Origin of the sequence: Cognatishimia sp. WU-CL00825, assembly GCF_040364665.1 — a bacterium.
Taxonomy (GTDB): Bacteria; Pseudomonadota; Alphaproteobacteria; order Rhodobacterales; family Rhodobacteraceae; genus Cognatishimia.
This window is the reverse complement of sequence record NZ_BAABWX010000001.1, coordinates 1736419-1751138: the sequence shown is the minus strand read 5'-3', so window position 1 is coordinate 1751138 and position 14720 is coordinate 1736419. Positions and strand designations below refer to the sequence as shown.

General features: G+C 53.2%; 14 protein-coding genes. 8 read left to right on the top strand and 6 right to left on the bottom strand.

What is annotated here, in order from left to right; translation table 11 throughout:
• Nucleotides 1–36: 36 nt before the first annotated feature.
• From ABXG94_RS08745 to ABXG94_RS08730, 4 genes are read left to right on the top strand one after another with little or no spacing between them, the layout of a single operon-like run.
• Nucleotides 37–951: a sugar phosphate isomerase/epimerase family protein gene (locus ABXG94_RS08745; RefSeq protein WP_353533575.1), complete on the top strand. Its 915-nt coding sequence runs from the start codon at nt 37–39 to the stop codon at nt 949–951.
• The gene (locus tag ABXG94_RS08740) at nt 932–2341 is read left to right on the top strand and encodes an aldehyde dehydrogenase family protein (RefSeq protein WP_353533574.1); all 1410 of its coding nucleotides are present in this window, start codon (nt 932–934) and stop codon (nt 2339–2341) included. Before ABXG94_RS08745 ends, ABXG94_RS08740 begins: the two co-directional genes overlap by 20 nt.
• Nucleotides 2341–4122, top strand: a complete 1782-nt coding sequence (locus ABXG94_RS08735; RefSeq protein ID WP_353533573.1) for a thiamine pyrophosphate-binding protein — start codon at nt 2341–2343, stop codon at nt 4120–4122. Before ABXG94_RS08740 ends, ABXG94_RS08735 begins: the two co-directional genes overlap by 1 nt.
• A gap of 50 nt (nt 4123–4172) precedes the next feature.
• Nucleotides 4173–4583: a universal stress protein gene (locus tag ABXG94_RS08730; protein WP_353533572.1), complete on the top strand. Its 411-nt coding sequence runs from the start codon at nt 4173–4175 to the stop codon at nt 4581–4583.
• A gap of 358 nt (nt 4584–4941) precedes the next feature.
• Here the strand turns inward: ABXG94_RS08730 and ABXG94_RS08725 are convergent, their stop codons facing one another.
• The gene (locus ABXG94_RS08725) at nt 4942–5115 is read right to left on the bottom strand and encodes a hypothetical protein (RefSeq protein WP_353533571.1); all 174 of its coding nucleotides are present in this window, start codon (nt 5113–5115) and stop codon (nt 4942–4944) included.
• A gap of 977 nt (nt 5116–6092) precedes the next feature.
• Here ABXG94_RS08725 and ABXG94_RS08720 point away from each other — a divergent pair.
• The 4 genes from ABXG94_RS08720 (at nt 6093) to ABXG94_RS08705 (ending at nt 9614) form a co-directional block, all read left to right on the top strand.
• On the top strand, nt 6093–6644 hold the full coding sequence (locus tag ABXG94_RS08720; protein ID WP_353533570.1) for a hypothetical protein: 552 nt from the start codon (nt 6093–6095) through the stop codon (nt 6642–6644).
• Nucleotides 6645–6658: 14 nt separating this feature from the next.
• Nucleotides 6659–8395: a DNA polymerase gene (locus ABXG94_RS08715; RefSeq protein ID WP_353533569.1), complete on the top strand. Its 1737-nt coding sequence runs from the start codon at nt 6659–6661 to the stop codon at nt 8393–8395.
• Entirely contained in the window at nt 8395–8799 is a 405-nt protein-coding gene (locus tag ABXG94_RS08710; RefSeq protein ID WP_353533568.1) for a hypothetical protein, read from the top strand. The genes ABXG94_RS08715 and ABXG94_RS08710 overlap by 1 nt, the downstream gene beginning before the upstream one ends.
• Nucleotides 8800–8981: 182 nt before the next feature.
• On the top strand, nt 8982–9614 hold the full coding sequence (locus ABXG94_RS08705) for a recombinase family protein (protein WP_502901687.1): 633 nt from the start codon (nt 8982–8984) through the stop codon (nt 9612–9614).
• A 22-nt stretch (nt 9615–9636) separates the two neighbouring features.
• On the opposite strand, the gene ABXG94_RS08700 is transcribed toward ABXG94_RS08705, so the two are convergent.
• From ABXG94_RS08700 to ABXG94_RS08680, 5 genes are read right to left on the bottom strand one after another with little or no spacing between them, the layout of a single operon-like run.
• Complete coding sequence (locus ABXG94_RS08700; protein ID WP_353533566.1) at nt 9637–10575, bottom strand: hypothetical protein; 939 nt, start codon at nt 10573–10575, stop codon at nt 9637–9639.
• The gene (locus ABXG94_RS08695) at nt 10575–12254 is read right to left on the bottom strand and encodes an AAA family ATPase (protein ID WP_353533565.1); all 1680 of its coding nucleotides are present in this window, start codon (nt 12252–12254) and stop codon (nt 10575–10577) included. The genes ABXG94_RS08700 and ABXG94_RS08695 overlap by 1 nt, the downstream gene beginning before the upstream one ends.
• Before the next feature lie 47 nt (nt 12255–12301).
• A complete protein-coding gene (locus ABXG94_RS08690) occupies nt 12302–13282 on the bottom strand; it encodes a GIY-YIG nuclease family protein (protein ID WP_353533563.1) in 981 nt (326 codons plus the stop codon).
• Nucleotides 13283–13284: 2 nt separating this feature from the next.
• Nucleotides 13285–14205, bottom strand: a complete 921-nt coding sequence (locus tag ABXG94_RS08685) for a DUF5655 domain-containing protein (protein ID WP_353533562.1) — start codon at nt 14203–14205, stop codon at nt 13285–13287.
• The gene (locus tag ABXG94_RS08680; RefSeq protein ID WP_353533560.1) at nt 14198–14683 is read right to left on the bottom strand and encodes a hypothetical protein; all 486 of its coding nucleotides are present in this window, start codon (nt 14681–14683) and stop codon (nt 14198–14200) included. The genes ABXG94_RS08685 and ABXG94_RS08680 overlap by 8 nt, the downstream gene beginning before the upstream one ends.
• Nucleotides 14684–14720 lie beyond the last annotated feature (37 nt).

The window sequence follows — 14720 nt, the reverse complement described above, 5'->3', positions numbered from 1 at the left end:
ACTTGCGACTCACATACGTAATCCGGAGCCGTCAAAATGCCGAACAGCACGCCTGAGACGCCAGTTGAGCCACTTTATTCGTTGGCCCATTTGACGTTGATTGGGGCCACACCTCCGGAGCTGGTCTATATTGCCGCGCGGGCTGGATATGATGCCGTCAGCCCGCGTTTTATCCCGATGAAGGTCCCCGGAGAGTTCAAAGAAAAGCCGGTCGATAAAGGCCAGGTACATGCGACTAAGACGGCTTTGGCCAGCACGGGGCTCAAAGTTCTGGACGTAGAGCTCGCTCGTATCACCGAGGATGTGGATCCACGCAGTTTCGAACGCGCGCTTGAACTCGGCGGTGAACTTGGCGCCAAGCGAATGATCATGTCGGCATGGACCCAGTCGCGCGATGATCGCAATTTTTTGGTCGATGTCTTTGGCGAAACCTGCGATCTGGCAGCGCCTTACGGCATCACCGTTGATCTGGAATTTCCGTCCTTTTCCCGACTACGCACGCTCGATGAAACCCTCGATATTGTGCGCGCAGCTGACCGTCCAAACGGCGGCATTCTTGTGGACACGCTATATCTGCACCTCTCGCGCGTTGATCTGGGTGAGCTGCTGCACGTGCCGTCAGAACTTTTCCATTTTCTCCACATTTCGGATTGCCTGCCGGGCATCGCCGATACCCGCGAAGGTATGATCCAACTGGCGCGCGATGCGCGTCTTTATCCGGGCGAAGGTTGGATTGATTTCGCCGGGATTATCGAACGCATGCCAACGGTGGATTATTCCATTGAGCTGCCTAACCAAAGCCGGGTGGCAGAGCTTGGTTACGAAGAACACGCGCGGCGTTGCTTGCAACACGCGAAACGAACCTTCGGTGAGGCGCGCTCTCAGCGCCGAGTGCCGGAACCACAACTCTTGAAAACGCACGAGGAACATCATGGGCAAAGAGCTCACTGAAGAGGACCGCCAGCTGGCGGCCGACATGCTGGCACGCGCACGCGCAGCTATGGCGGAAATCGAAGACTGGTCGCAGGAACAGCTTGATCGCCTGGCCCAAGCCATCGCTTGGTACGCGGGCAACGAAAAGACATTCACGCGGTTGGCAGAGCAGGGCGTGGATGAAAGCGGCATCGGTGACCGCAATGGCCGCCCGGGAAAGCGGTTCAAAATCCACATGGTGCTGCGCGATGTATTGCGGACCCCGTCCACTGGTGTTGTCGAAGTCGACGAAGCCAAGGGTCTGGTCAAATACGCCAAACCGGCTGGTGTGATCGCCTCTTTGGTTCCCATGACCAACCCTGCGATGACACCCCCTGTCACGGGCGTGTCTTCTGCAAATGCGCGCAACGCTGTGATCTTCTCTCCGCACCCGCGCACCGCGCAAACAACGTATGAAATCGTCGAAGTGATGCGGGCTGCCTGTCGCGCGGCAGGCGCACCAGAAGACCTGTTCCAGTCCATTCGAAAGCCATCTATTCCGCTGACACAGCACCTGATGGAAATTGCCGACCTCACACTGGCCACCGGCGGCAAGCCGATGGTGAAGGCGGCATATTCGTCCGGTAAACCTGCCTATGGTGTGGGCGCGGGTAATTCCTCGATTGTGATCGACGAGACCGCAGATCTCTATATCGCCGCGATAAACACGCGCATTTCCAAGACCTCTGACTTTGGTTCTGGCTGCTCTGCTGATGGCAACATCATCATCCAGAAATCCATCTATGAGGACATGGTCAAGGCGCTGGAAGCTGAAGGCGGTTACCTCTGCTCTGAGGAAGAAAAGCAAATGCTCGAAGCAGCGATGTGGGACGAGAAGGGCAACCGCACCTTCCCAACCATCGCCTGCCGTCCACAGCAAACCGCCAAGGTGGCAGGTTTTGAAATCCCGGAAGATCGCAAGTTCCTGATGGTTGAAAACCAAGGCAAGATTGGCACCGAGCACAAATTCTCCAAAGAAAAGCTGACCACACTGATGGCGCTTTACCACTTTGAGACCTTTGATGACGCGCTGGACACCGTGTCCAAAATCTACGCTGTGGGCGGCAAGGGCCACTCTTGCGGCATCTACAGCCACAATGACGAGAACATTGACCGTCTCGCGCGTCTGGCACCGGTCAGCCGCATGATGGTGCGTCAGCCTCAGTCCAAAGCCAACGCTGGTGCGTGGACCAATGGCATGCCGATGACCAGCTCTCTGGGCTGCGGCATCTGGGGCGGCAACATCATCAATGAAAACGTCACCATGAAACACATGATGAACTACACCTGGGTCAGCCGCCCAATCCCGGAAGACCGCCCTTCGGACGAAGAGCTGTTCGGTGAGTTCTTTGGACAGGAGGTCGCGTGATGGACGGCACACAAGTAGACGGCAAAACAGTTGCCGAACATATCGTCGACTTTCTGGAGCGGCGCGAAGTCAAACACGTCTTTGGTCTTTGCGGTCACACTAACATCTCTGTGCTCGCGGCCCTCGCCGAAAGCCCGATTGAATTTGTGACAGTGCGTCACGAACAAATCGCCAGCCACGCGGCGGACGCCTATGCGCGCGTGACCGGTAAGGCCTCGGTGGTGCTGTCACACCTGTCTCCTGGGTTGACCAACTGCGCCACCGGGGTCGCCAATGCGGCGCTGGACTGTATCCCGATGGTTGTGATCGCGGGCGACATTCCAACACATTACTACGGCAAACATCCGCACCAAGAGGTGAACCTGCACGCGGATGCGCAGCAATATGAAATCTATCGTCCCTTCGTGAAGCGTGCGTGGCGCGTGGATCGAGCGGACCTGATGGCTGAGATCCTGGAAAAAGCCTTCCATCTGGCCGAAAGCGGTCAGCCGGGTCCTGTATTGGTCAACGTGCCAATGGACATTTTCTCTGAAGTGATCCCATCTGACAGCTTTGACCGTATTCTGGACAACACCCGCGCACTGGTGAAACCGTCGATTGACGACGAAACCGCGCGTCAGATTGTCGAGCGTCTGGCCAAAGCAGAAAAGCCTGTTGCCTACGTTGGTGGCGGCATTCTTCTGGCTCAGGCCAGCGAAGAACTGCGTGAGTTTGTGGATCACATGGGTCTGCCTGTTGCGCACTCCCTGATGGGCAAAGGTGCATTGCGGGACGATCATCCGTTGGTCATGGGCATGACCGGGTTCTGGGGCACGGAATTGGTGAACCAGAGCTGCCTGAATGCCGATTACATTTTTGCCGTGGGCACGCGCTTCAAAGAAGCAGACTGTTCGTCTTGGTATCCGGGCTATACCTTCAACATTCCAGGGTCCAAAGTCATTCACATCGACATCGAACCACAGGAAATCGGCCGCAATTACCCGACCGAAATTGGTGTCGTGGCAGATGCGAAAGCCGCCCTGCGTGTGCTGACGCGGGTTGCCAAGGAAATGTATCCTGATGGCTTCCCTCGCACTCAAAAACGCGAGGAAATTGCTGCCTTCCGGATTGCTTTCAAGGCTTCCAATGTCGAAATGCAGACCTCGGCGGCCTTCCCGTTGATGCCAGAACGCATTCTGGCGGATACGCGCAATGCGCTGCCGGATGACGCCATCATCACAACGGATGTGGGATGGAACAAAAACGGGGTCGGACAGCAGTTTGATATTCTGACACCGGGCTCCGTTCTGACGCCGGGCGGGTTTGCCACGATGGGCTTTGGTCCTCCGGGTGCGCTGGGCGCAAAGCTTGCTGCACCGGAGCGCGTCGTCATCAGCTTGGTTGGGGACGGCGGTTTTGGTCAAAACCCTGCGGCGCTGGCAACGGCTGTGGAGCTTGATCTTGGGATCATCTGGCTTGTGATGAACAACAACGCTTTCGGCACGATCGCCGGCCTGCAAAAAGCGCATTACGGCCTGACCTATGGCACCACATTCCCCGGATCTGCGGCAGAGCCAACCAATGGACCGGACTATGCAGCGATTGCGCAGGCCTATGGCGCGGTGGGTCGCAACATCACTTCTGCTGAAGAGCTGCTTCCGGCGCTGCAAGAGGCAATTGCGAGTGGTAAGCCAACGGTTCTCAATGTCCCGATGATCAACAACCCAACGCCAACGACGGGTCATTGGAACATTCTGGATATCTACTCGCCAGACAAAGACGTCAGCCACGTCGCCACTTAAAACAAAAGCAGTCGGGGCCAGTAGGCCCCGGTTTCCTTTGGAGAGGACACATGTACCAAAATATCTTGATCCCGATCACACCTGATCACGAAGCGCTCTTGCCTGAGCAGATCGAAATAGCGCAACGATTAAAAGCGGAAGGCGGAAAAATTTCTGCGGTTTCAGTAGTCGAAGACTTCCCAACACATGTTGCAGAGTACATGGTAGTACGCCCGGATCAGAAAGAGATAACCAAGCGCGCGTTCGAAATGCTGGACCGCTTGTTCGCGGATGACCCAGACATCGGTCGAAAGGTCCTCACAGGAAAACCGGGTGTTGTTGTGGCTGAGTACGCGGAGAAAACAGGAGCTGACTTGATCGTGGCCTGTGCAAGCCGCCCGGGAAGTTCCGGCTACGCTCTTGGTTCTACTTCGTCTCGGCTGACGAGGCGTGCTACTTGCTCAGTGATGGTCGTGCGATAGCAATTTCGCAACATTTATTAATATGACGGCGTATTGCGAGTGGTTGCTGTGCTCTTAAAGCAAGGCTCGACTAAACGTCCAGATTTGAGTCTGGACCCGCAGCATTTGCCTTATTTCGAATGAGTTCTTTGGATTGCAATTTCTTGCCGCGTTCCAGAGCCAGCAGGAAGAGATTCCTACTTTGCAGAATAATAGTTTCAAATATCCGTGTTTGAAATTCGCGCTCTGCTTCGAGAGTTCACCTAAGTGCTTCAAAATAAATGGAGGCGAGTACCGGACACGACAGCTGTTTTTTAAGTTACTGTAAATAAATCATAAAAGCGCAGAGATTGAGGGTATTTAGTGTCGAAGGTAGTGCCTATTTGGGCAGCGGAGCCTGGTTTTCTTCTGTATCACATTCGTAATCTTCATTGATGAGCTTATCCAACGCTTCGGTGACAACTTCACCCATGGTCTGCCGTGTTTGCGCCGCATAAATCTTGGCGTCCCATAGCGTATCTGGATTGATGTTGCGGATCGATGTTTTGTTCATTGTGGATGTCCCTTCTCTTGGCTGACCCCAGTGTTGGTATTTATGCGATTGGTGTTTGGATTGTGTGACTTTGGGGGCATGTTGGCTGATGTCGCAATGTCCGCCTCATGTTGTTTGCGATTGTGATGAACCATCCCACTGTTGGTTCGGTACCTTCCCGTTGGTGGTGACCTGTACAGTATTGTTTATGGGTAGAAGATTGGACTGCTAGAACAAACTGGTTCTGATCTCGACGCACCAGTCAATCTGTCAGGGTATCGTGATGTGATTATCTGCGTGATCGCGATCCAGGATGATAACTGAGCAGGTATGTGACTGCATCCTCTGCCCGTTTGGTCTGATCGCACAGCTTGCCGATCCCGCCACCATCAGTGCCACTACTGATCGTGGGATGTGGCTAAGATCGATCCTGTGCGCCTGTGACTGTGTAATAACTTTTGGGCGCTATCCTGGGCGCGGATTGTCCGGTGACTGGGCTATATGAGCGTTTCTTGAATACTCTAAATCAAGTACGGATTTTGCGGCATTGATCCTTTTGGCCTAATCTACCTTCCACGCGAAGGCGATCCGTGTCTTTGACCGATGTTGCTTATCTACGCAGATGTATTTGGCTCTGATCCAGACGTTACTCTTCCTCCGAAGCTCATATTTTACTGGGCTTTTTGTGCGCCCTGTCAGAACTGTGGGTCCTGGGGGACATGGATAGCTAAATATCGGTGTGGGTAACGGTGTGGCAATTTTTTGAGGTGTGCCACTTGCAATCCGACTATGCCACTCTCATGTGATTGCGAGTGGGCCGCATTCTTGCCCGCGTTTTGCGCTGTCACGGTGACCGATAGAGAGGTTGCTTGGTGATGCAGGGTCGTACTTGCACAGCGTGCCAATGACATCGGTGATCGTCTGGGCTGCGTACGTAGCCTCTTTCGGGTCGTCTTGTCGTTGGATTTGGAAACGCATGGCAAGAAGGAACCCCAATCATGCAAAACACTTTTGATCCGTCCCAGTTTAAGCTGGACACATTGGTTGACCCGACATTGGTCACCGAAACATTGCTGACCAATATCCCGGTCCAGAAACCGAACCGTCAGCAGTTCATCAGAACGCATCCTGATCCCGCATATACATACGACGCTGCGGTCCTGCCTTACGAGGGGGAGACCTATCTGGTTGCGGGGTCGATGCTGGCGGCTTTGGAGGGAGAATACCGCGCTGTGCGGTTACACCTGGCTGTTGCGCGGGGTGGTGTCGTTCCATTCCTATGGCCGTTGAACCTGCCTCGTGGGGATGGTCGCCCGAATATGTGGAACGAATCCGCGATGATGGCTGCACGTAAAGCGCAGGATGCGTGGGTGCGTGTGATGTCTGATATGGATCAGGGGATGTATATCACCCCTGAGGCCAAAGGGATTGACGATGATCCGCAATGGCCTGACCAACCGATGGATGAGCTTCTGGGGATTGCCTTTGAGGGTAAACAGATCATGGAGGTGGAGCATCCTGTGGTGCGTAAGCTGATGGGTTATGCCTGATGGAGGGCGTTGCATTGCCATCAGTCTATGATCGGTTTGCCACGATCTGGGTTTTGGATACTGAATATGTAGCCCCAGATGGGTGTCGTCCTAAACCTGTGTGCGTGGTGGCCCATGAACTTCGCAGCGGGCGCGAAGAGCGGGCGTGGTTGGGGAATGCTCCAGCCCATCCGATCCATCCAATCCCATGTCCGTATGATCTGGGGGAGGATGCGCTGTTTGTGTCGTTCATGGCGTCAGCAGAACTGGGTGTGCATCTGGCGCAGGGCTGGGAGATGCCGTGCAATGTGCTGGACCTTTACGTGGAGCATCTGCGGATCACGAATGGCCGGGATCGGGCGTATGGTACGGGTCTCTTGGGTGCGTTGACCTCTTATGGATTGGGATCGATGTCGGCGGGCGTGAAAGATGCCTGCCGTGATTTGATCATGGCGGGTGGACCGTGGGATGCGGACGATCAGATGCGTATTTTGGACTATTGCGCGGAAGATGTTGTCGGTACTGGTGATCTATTTTCGGCGATGGTTGCGTTGGACCACATCGATCTGGATCGTGCACTGGTGCGTGGTCGGTATATGGCGGCAGCGGCACGGATGGAGTGGACAGGCATCCCGATGGACCATTCTGGTCTGAGGAATGTTCTAGACCATCATGATGATGTGCGGGATGCTCTGATCGCGAAGGTGGATGCGGATTACGGGGTCTATGTGGATGGCACGTTCAATGCCGCTGCCTTCCAATGGTATTTGATGCGGGAAGGGATTGCATGGCCGCGTCTGCCATCTGGCAAACTGAAGCTTGATAATGATACGTTCAAAGACCGTGCATTGGCCTTTCCGCAGTTACGACCCTTGCATGAGTTGCGCCGGAGCTTATCAGGGCTGCGAACGAACCGCCTTCAGATCGGTGACGATGGTCGTAACCGTGCTGCCCTGATGCCCTTTGCGTCCAGAACTGGGCGCAATCAGCCATCGAACAGTCGGTTCATTTTTGGTCAGTCGGCTTGGTGGCGTAGCTTTATCCGCTCTGATGTTGGCTGCGGTCTGGCCTATCTGGATTGGGATCAACAGGAGTTCGGGATCGCGGCGGCCTTGTCCGGGGATGCAGCGATGATGGCGGCGTATCAGTCAGGCGATCCTTATCTGGCATTTGCCAAACAGGCTGGGGCAGTACCTGAATTTGGAACCAAGGACAGCCACCCCGCAGAGCGGGATATGTTCAAAGCCTGTGTGCTGGCCGTGCAATATGGCATGGGTGCTGAATCTCTTGGTGGGCGGATTGGTCAGCCTGCCATTGCGGCACAGGACTTGTTGACGCTGCATCGGCGAACGTATCACCAGTTCTGGTCATGGTCGGATCAGATGTTGGAGACGGCGCTGATGCGGGGATGGATCGAGACGGTATTTGGGTGGCGCTGTCATCTTCCCGTGCAACCGAACGAGAGGTCGATCCGTAATTTCCCGATGCAGGCCAATGGCGCTGAAATGCTGCGTCTAGCTTGTATCAATGCGACGGAAGCTGGGATTGAGGTCTGTGCACCCGTGCATGATGCGGTGCTGATACATGGTGCTGTGGATCGCCTGGAGGCTGACATTGATCTGATGAAAGAGATCATGACGGACGCCGCCCGTGTGGTGCTGGACGGGTTTGTGATTACGGCAGGTGTGGAACAGGTTTGCCAGTATCCAGATAGGTTCATGGACAAACGCGGTGTGGGGTTGTGGTCTTATGTGTCGGAGTGGGCTGCGTAATGGGCAAGGCGTTTGATCTGAGCCTGTTCACCTTGCCTGAGACCCTGGGGGATGCTTCTTCATCTTTAGCTGCCGAACAGCCTGCGACATTGCCTTCGACCACGACATCTGTGGGTCAGCAGGTCAATGATGGGGAGTTCCTGGCTGGGCCGATCCGTATAGGTTGGATTGAAGCTGCGGCCAATTTGCCCGGTGCGGCGCTGCCTGTTGCATTGGCGGTGCGGCATCTTCATGTGATGCGCGGACGGGACTGGGTGGTTCTGAGCAACGCGGCTGTAAGACGCTTCGGGGTGTCTTCCAGTGCCAAGGCCCGTGCCGTGGTTGTGCTGGAGGGTGCAGGTCTAATTGAAGTTCAAGATCGCCGTTCTGGCTGTGCCCCTCGAGTCCGGCCAATCGGAGATTGAAAATACTAGCCGTCACCTCAGTCCAACATTGGTCTTTTATTGAGGACCTATAGGCATTGTCCGCTAGGGTATACTGTTGCGGACGGGCCGCTCTACTGAGTTTTTGTGTCCGTTAGGGCTTCAATCAATCAATGTACACCTGTATCAACGGACATTACCCATACGGACATATAGGAGGGGTAGTGGCCACAGTATTTTATGCTAGAGTTTCGACGCTTGACCAAACGTTGGAACATCAGGTGACTCAAGCACGAAAAGCAGGATTCGTGATAGATGAAGTAATTTCTGATGTTGGAGTCTCGGGCGTTAAACACCGTTTGATTGACCGCCCCCAAGGACGGCGACTTTTCGATATCTTGAGGGCCGGAGACGTTCTGGTTGTTAGATGGTTGGATCGATTGGGAAGGTCTTACGAAGACGTAACCTCAACGGTTCGGGAATTCATGAATTCTGGCGTGGTCGTAAAGACAGTTATCAATGGCATGGTCTTCGACGGAGCAACCAAGGACCCTGTACAACAAGCAGTCAGAGACGCCTTGATCTCATTTCTCGCCGCAACTGCTCAGGCTCAGTCAGAAGCAACAAAGATCGCGCAACGGGCTGGGATCGATGCTGCAAGGCGTGATGAACGAAAGTATCCGGGTCGAAAACCATCGTTTGACAGGGATAAATTTGAAGTTGTTTGCAAACTGATTGAACAGGGCAATGGAACTACCGCAGTAGCCAAGTTGACAGGGTTGTCTCGGCAAGCGGTATTGCGGATCAGGGATAATCGCCTGGGCGTTGAAGCGGCACTTCTACGATGGGGGATGTGAACTCTGTTGAACGGGTGGGCTCCTAGTTCGTGCGTTCAACTACGTTGCAGTTTTCGTCAATCAGCAGCACTGGTTTAGCCAAGCGGTAGGCCCCGCTACCTTCTCGGTATCTGTTCCTTAGGTTTTGAACGACGGTATTTGAAAGCAGCGAAACTAAAGCCAATTCATGGTCACCCTCTTCGGAGAAGCCCGCGCCTATAGATACTCCGCCACAATCACACAGAAGATAGCGGTCGTGAATATCATGGCCTCCTGGAAGTTGTTCCCACTCGAATACCTCGACGCTGTAGCCTTGTGGAATAACCCCTTGAAGCTCATTCACTGCATTTGCTCTGATTACATTGAGATCATTCGCTTGTCCGTCGTACCGCCGATGTATCTTTATTTTTTTGGCTGGACTTGCCACGTTTGAAAGTGTGCCAAGAAAATGTCTTAGCGGTTCAATATACCTCGGGCTAAAAATCTCGAAGTAAGGATCAACTAAAGTCACGTCGTTGGCCATTCTCAGCAAGGTAGCCAAGCATTCTGTCAGATCGGTTGCGGTTCGCTTAACCTCTTGCGACGCCTCGGCCACCATCAAATCAGACGCAGGATCAAATTCAGACATGTCGATTATTGAGGGGTGCGAGACAGCATTATCAGGAGCAATTATGGCATGAAACGGCTTGGTGGCGTGCGCATTTATGGCATTTGCCAGCCATCCTCCAAGTTCGGGGTCATAGCTTCTTCCACTCCGGCACAAGGTCTCGGACTTGATTGATTTTAGGCGTTCAACTAGTCGAAGATAATCAACCTCTCTCATTTCCGCAGTTTTTGCTGCCTCAAATACCAGCCTACTCCACTGCTTCGGAAACTGGGCAATAACCCGGCCGCGTTCGATTCCAAAATATCCGTGAAGCAAACTGAACAAGTGGAAATCTGAACCCATAATGCGAGGCTCAATCGCGTATTCATTGAGCATTAGAACAGTTCCTCAGCGCGTTCCGTGAAAAACCCTCGCGGCCAGCGGTCACTGAAATCGCCATCCTGATCCACACTCATCCTGAAAAATTCGACAGTCTGATCACGGTTTTCGACGTAAATTACCGCTATGTCGTTCACAGATGTACCGAGTGCGCCAGGTGGGAGTTCGTCATTTGAAGTTTCACGAACCCGTCGAAGTAGCCGCAGCATTATGTGCTCACTGTGTGTTTCTATGAGCAAAGTCTTTGTGCCAGAGATCGAGGTCTGGTCCAAACTGATTGCAGCCAAGAATAGATCGCCAAGTCCAACCTGGATGGCGGGATGAATATGCAACTCAGGTTGCTCAACCATTACAACCCCGGAGCCATTTTTCAAGCAAGCTACGACAACAGGTATCATCTGCGAAATACCAACCCCAACATCTATTGGCGAGACAGTGATATTCTGGGCGAAGTCCCGCAGAACGATCTCGTTAGTCGCGTTTAAATCTGAATATGCATCTTGGAGTTCTGGCAAATCATCTTCGGTGATACCCCTTGCAAATAAATGGTGCATACGGCTGGTGGCTGGAATTTCCCGACGTTCTGTGCGCAAGATTTCGTAGTTGGTTCCCAGCTTGTCCTTTCCGCTCAGCCAGAGATTTACTCGCTTCAGCAATTCCCCCTTCCGGTCGGTGAACAGCAAGTCCCAAGCCGCCAGACCTTGCGCCCAACGCGCTTCGTCCGGTGAAAGCTTCGGCTGAAAGCCGCGCGGTGGAATCTCTCGAAGTGGACCGATATAGGTTGTTTCATTCAAGTAGTCGCGGGCTACTCTCATTGGACCGACAACAAGTTCGTCGAGAAGGTTCTCAAGGCCACGGACCCTCGGCGAAGTCCTCTCAAACTCAACCTTCGACACGTCTGGGTCGCGTATATCGCTGGTCAATGTAGAATTTAGATCGGGCAACGCCCCGCTGATTGTCTTTACTGCAACGCGATAGCTGGATTCTGGGACGGCATCGGAGTCGGCCATCTGCCGTGACAGTTCCGCCACTTCATCGGCAAGCGGGAACTTAGATAGCCCTTCGTCTTGTTCATCAGGTTCGTCGTGTTCGACGATCCGGTGGAATAGTTTGTGTTCGAAGTTGATGTCTGAAAGGGTTGCCCGCCCGGATTGAGGCGGTGACGAAATTGTCGCCACATCTTCGTCGTCAAGTTCAACCGAGATTGAGGAGACGTATGGTTGAGCGTTCAGTTCGCTCCAAGCGACAGACACGCTAACTCCGATGGTTTGAACCACCGCGTAGTCCTTCACGTCTGTGTTTTCACCAAGCAAGTAGCGAATAGGGAGTTGCTCAAACTCCGGTGCGCTCACCGAGCCACCACCGTTCAAGGGTAAATGGTCTGTTCCAAACCCATCCACACCATCGATTACGATTTTTACGGTCATGGTTCGGTTCAGATCGTGCGCATGGATCAAATTCGCGAAGCCGCCGAGATCGATCAAACCACCCGCTAGGGTTTGGTCTGGATCAGGATTGGCTCGACTCAAGACTTCACGGAGATAGTGCAGAGCTTGTAAAATCGTACTCTTGCCAGCCGAGTTTGCCCCAAAGAGCAATGTTATTGGAGCCAGATCAATGACCTGTTTTGCGGCGATGCCCTTAAAATTCTCGATCTCAATTCGGCTTAGTCGCATTCTTGATCCTATTTATTTTTGTTGTGGTATTGGCTACCATTGGACGTTCACTTTACACCCTTGGCCTTTGCAGGGGCACCGAGAATGTGCGGCATCGAAGAAATACAAATGTTCTGAAATTTGTTCTGCATGGAAGCCCATTCACCGCTAAAGAATTCGCCACCTTCAGAAGTGAATTCGGCATCGAACGCCGACTTGATGTTGGTTTCAACACGGTGGGCAGTTTCGCCATTTGGGAACTTTTGGAAGTTCTCAAGCGCCCATCTTTCCACTGATCGTTGTGGAAATCCGTTGTTGATTTCGGCCAGCCGACGCGTAGGATCGTTCGACCTTCCTACCTTCACCAGTGCTTGACCATCGTTGTATCCAGTGCGCCCAAACAAAAAACTGGCTCCTCCGGAGAACCTCATCAAATATACGTGGTTTTCACCATCGACTATGGTTGATGTTCGTTCACCAAATGAAGGTGGAATGCCCTTCGAAGGTATCAGAACGTGTTCCAACGTTCCGGTTTCCAAGTCATCCAGTTCTATGGGTTCTTCACCAAAAACGTTAACCTGACGCACATGGTGGCTGAGTGCTCTGCGTTGCTCATCAGGCTCCAACAGTTTGGCTCTCGTAGTGCGGTCAAACCTGTAGACACCTTTGTAAGACTCGGGCGCAATAGTTTTGATATGGACGCGGTTAGTGACCCGCCATGCACGAGTTACTCTGATGCCGTAGTTCCAGCGATCTTGGAAACCTCGGTCTTTGCGCCATTGAATGGATAATGGACTCATTCTCTCGTGATCACGACATTCCTCTAGCTTTACCTCTAGGAACCCAAGGGCCTGCCGCCGGAGGTCTTGATCTGTCAGACTATCAACCGCACCGTAGATGAGAACCAAATCGCCATCACGCATTTTTTCCATCATGGTGGTGCGGTTTTGTTCGAGCGTGAAGCCGATCAGCCCGTCATGTTCCGGGTCAAAGCCATAGAATGCACGCACCCAAATTTGTCGATCCTTGAACTCAGCCTCGTCCATCATGCTCAGGCAACCTCATAGCTGCGTTCGATGAGCGGCTTGGCTCGTTCGAAATCATCCATAGATCGAATTGTGACCTCTAAATCTCCAGTCCCGAAATGACCGATCTTTCGAACATCACGTGTGAAACCATCGTCCAGATCGACGCTATCCGGATCAACTTTCAGGTAAACCATGACCTTTTTGTCCTGGTTCTTGATCTCGACACAGGCAAAATTCTTGATCCGCTTAAAGGCGAAATAGAACCTCAGTGCTTTGTGTTGGACATCATCTCCAAGGCTCAGCAGATGTTCCTTCACGGCTTCGTAAAGGTCGGTCAGGTCATCATCCGCTTTCTCCAGATGCTCTGACACCGTGGTATACTTGGCCTTGCCAGCAGCCGGTTTCGGTCCGCTCGGTGCAAGGACTCCATTCGTCGGAGCAACCGCCGCGTTGATCTGTTCGAGCAGCACCAAATCGTCGCCGAATTTCACGTACCGGATCAGATCGATGTTGTGGTTCATCTGCTTGATGGCGTGTTCGTCATATTTGCTGAAATCACCGGCGATGCAGATCAGACGGGGGGATGACCATTCAACCGATTGCGCGGCTTCGGCACCAAAGGTCTTGAGCACTAACATCTCGAAATCACCGCGATGGGTGACCAACCAATCAAGATAGAACAGCCCTTGGTTAATGACGTTCATGTTTGTGGACCGTTTGTATTCAATGATCACGGGGTAACCGTTCTCATCCAAACCCAGCGTGTCCATCCGCCCACCGTGTTCCGCACCGGTTGAGAATTCTGACGCCAGAAAACGAACACCAAGGAATGTTTCCAGGTTTTGCTCGATCAGCGTCTGCAAGGATTTTTCAAGGGCCAGGCCGCTGCCGGGAATTTCGGCGGCATCGGAGCCGTTTAGGTGGAACAGCTTTAAATCACTCATCAATCAACTCCGGGAAATGTATTGAAAATGCGTTACGCACCATTGCCCAATGGGCGTCATCAAATTGCTTTTTGCTGTGGACCACATTCAACACGTCGTATCCGGATGCGACCAGTGCATCGCGCAGCTTCTTTTCCAATCCGGCCATCTGATCGCGCAGCGGTTTGTGCAGGGCCATCTGCTCGTCACGGTCTTGATCTGGTTTCAGACCGACCTCTGGGAACATGGGACCGAACGAAACCAAATCGTATCGAGCACAAGATTCAGGTTCGATACCAGCTTCACCAAGCAATCGCCTAAGGCTGTTTTGCGTCTTTGCGAAGCCAAGGTGCTGACCCATGCGAGTATACGGTGCAGTGGCATGGGGGCTGCTGCTATCACCGGTGCGGCCTACATAAAGACGTTCACGGTTGGGTGTCTCGACACGCCAGACATAGAGCCAGAACCCCCGCTGAAGCATCGGACCGGGCAACGTCATTTGGTGAAGTTCCGGCCTAACGGCTGGGCTAACGTTT

Excerpts from the sequence above, each read along its gene's own strand:
- ABXG94_RS08745 (WP_353533575.1), top strand. The coding sequence starts at position 37 with ATGCCGAACAGCACGCCTGAGACGCCAGTTGAGCCACTTTATTCGTTG.
- ABXG94_RS08740 (WP_353533574.1), top strand. The coding sequence starts at position 932 with ATGGGCAAAGAGCTCACTGAAGAGGACCGCCAGCTGGCGGCCGACATG.
- ABXG94_RS08735 (WP_353533573.1), top strand. The coding sequence starts at position 2,341 with ATGGACGGCACACAAGTAGACGGCAAAACAGTTGCCGAACATATCGTC.
- ABXG94_RS08730 (WP_353533572.1), top strand. The coding sequence starts at position 4,173 with ATGTACCAAAATATCTTGATCCCGATCACACCTGATCACGAAGCGCTC.
- ABXG94_RS08725 (WP_353533571.1), bottom strand. The coding sequence starts at position 5,115 with ATGAACAAAACATCGATCCGCAACATCAATCCAGATACGCTATGGGAC.
- ABXG94_RS08720 (WP_353533570.1), top strand. The coding sequence starts at position 6,093 with ATGCAAAACACTTTTGATCCGTCCCAGTTTAAGCTGGACACATTGGTT.
- ABXG94_RS08710 (WP_353533568.1), top strand. The coding sequence starts at position 8,395 with ATGGGCAAGGCGTTTGATCTGAGCCTGTTCACCTTGCCTGAGACCCTG.
- ABXG94_RS08700 (WP_353533566.1), bottom strand. The coding sequence starts at position 10,575 with ATGCTCAATGAATACGCGATTGAGCCTCGCATTATGGGTTCAGATTTC.
- ABXG94_RS08695 (WP_353533565.1), bottom strand. The coding sequence starts at position 12,254 with ATGCGACTAAGCCGAATTGAGATCGAGAATTTTAAGGGCATCGCCGCA.
- ABXG94_RS08690 (WP_353533563.1), bottom strand. The coding sequence starts at position 13,282 with ATGATGGACGAGGCTGAGTTCAAGGATCGACAAATTTGGGTGCGTGCA.
- ABXG94_RS08685 (WP_353533562.1), bottom strand. The coding sequence starts at position 14,205 with ATGAGTGATTTAAAGCTGTTCCACCTAAACGGCTCCGATGCCGCCGAA.
- ABXG94_RS08680 (WP_353533560.1), bottom strand. The coding sequence starts at position 14,683 with ATGACGTTGCCCGGTCCGATGCTTCAGCGGGGGTTCTGGCTCTATGTC.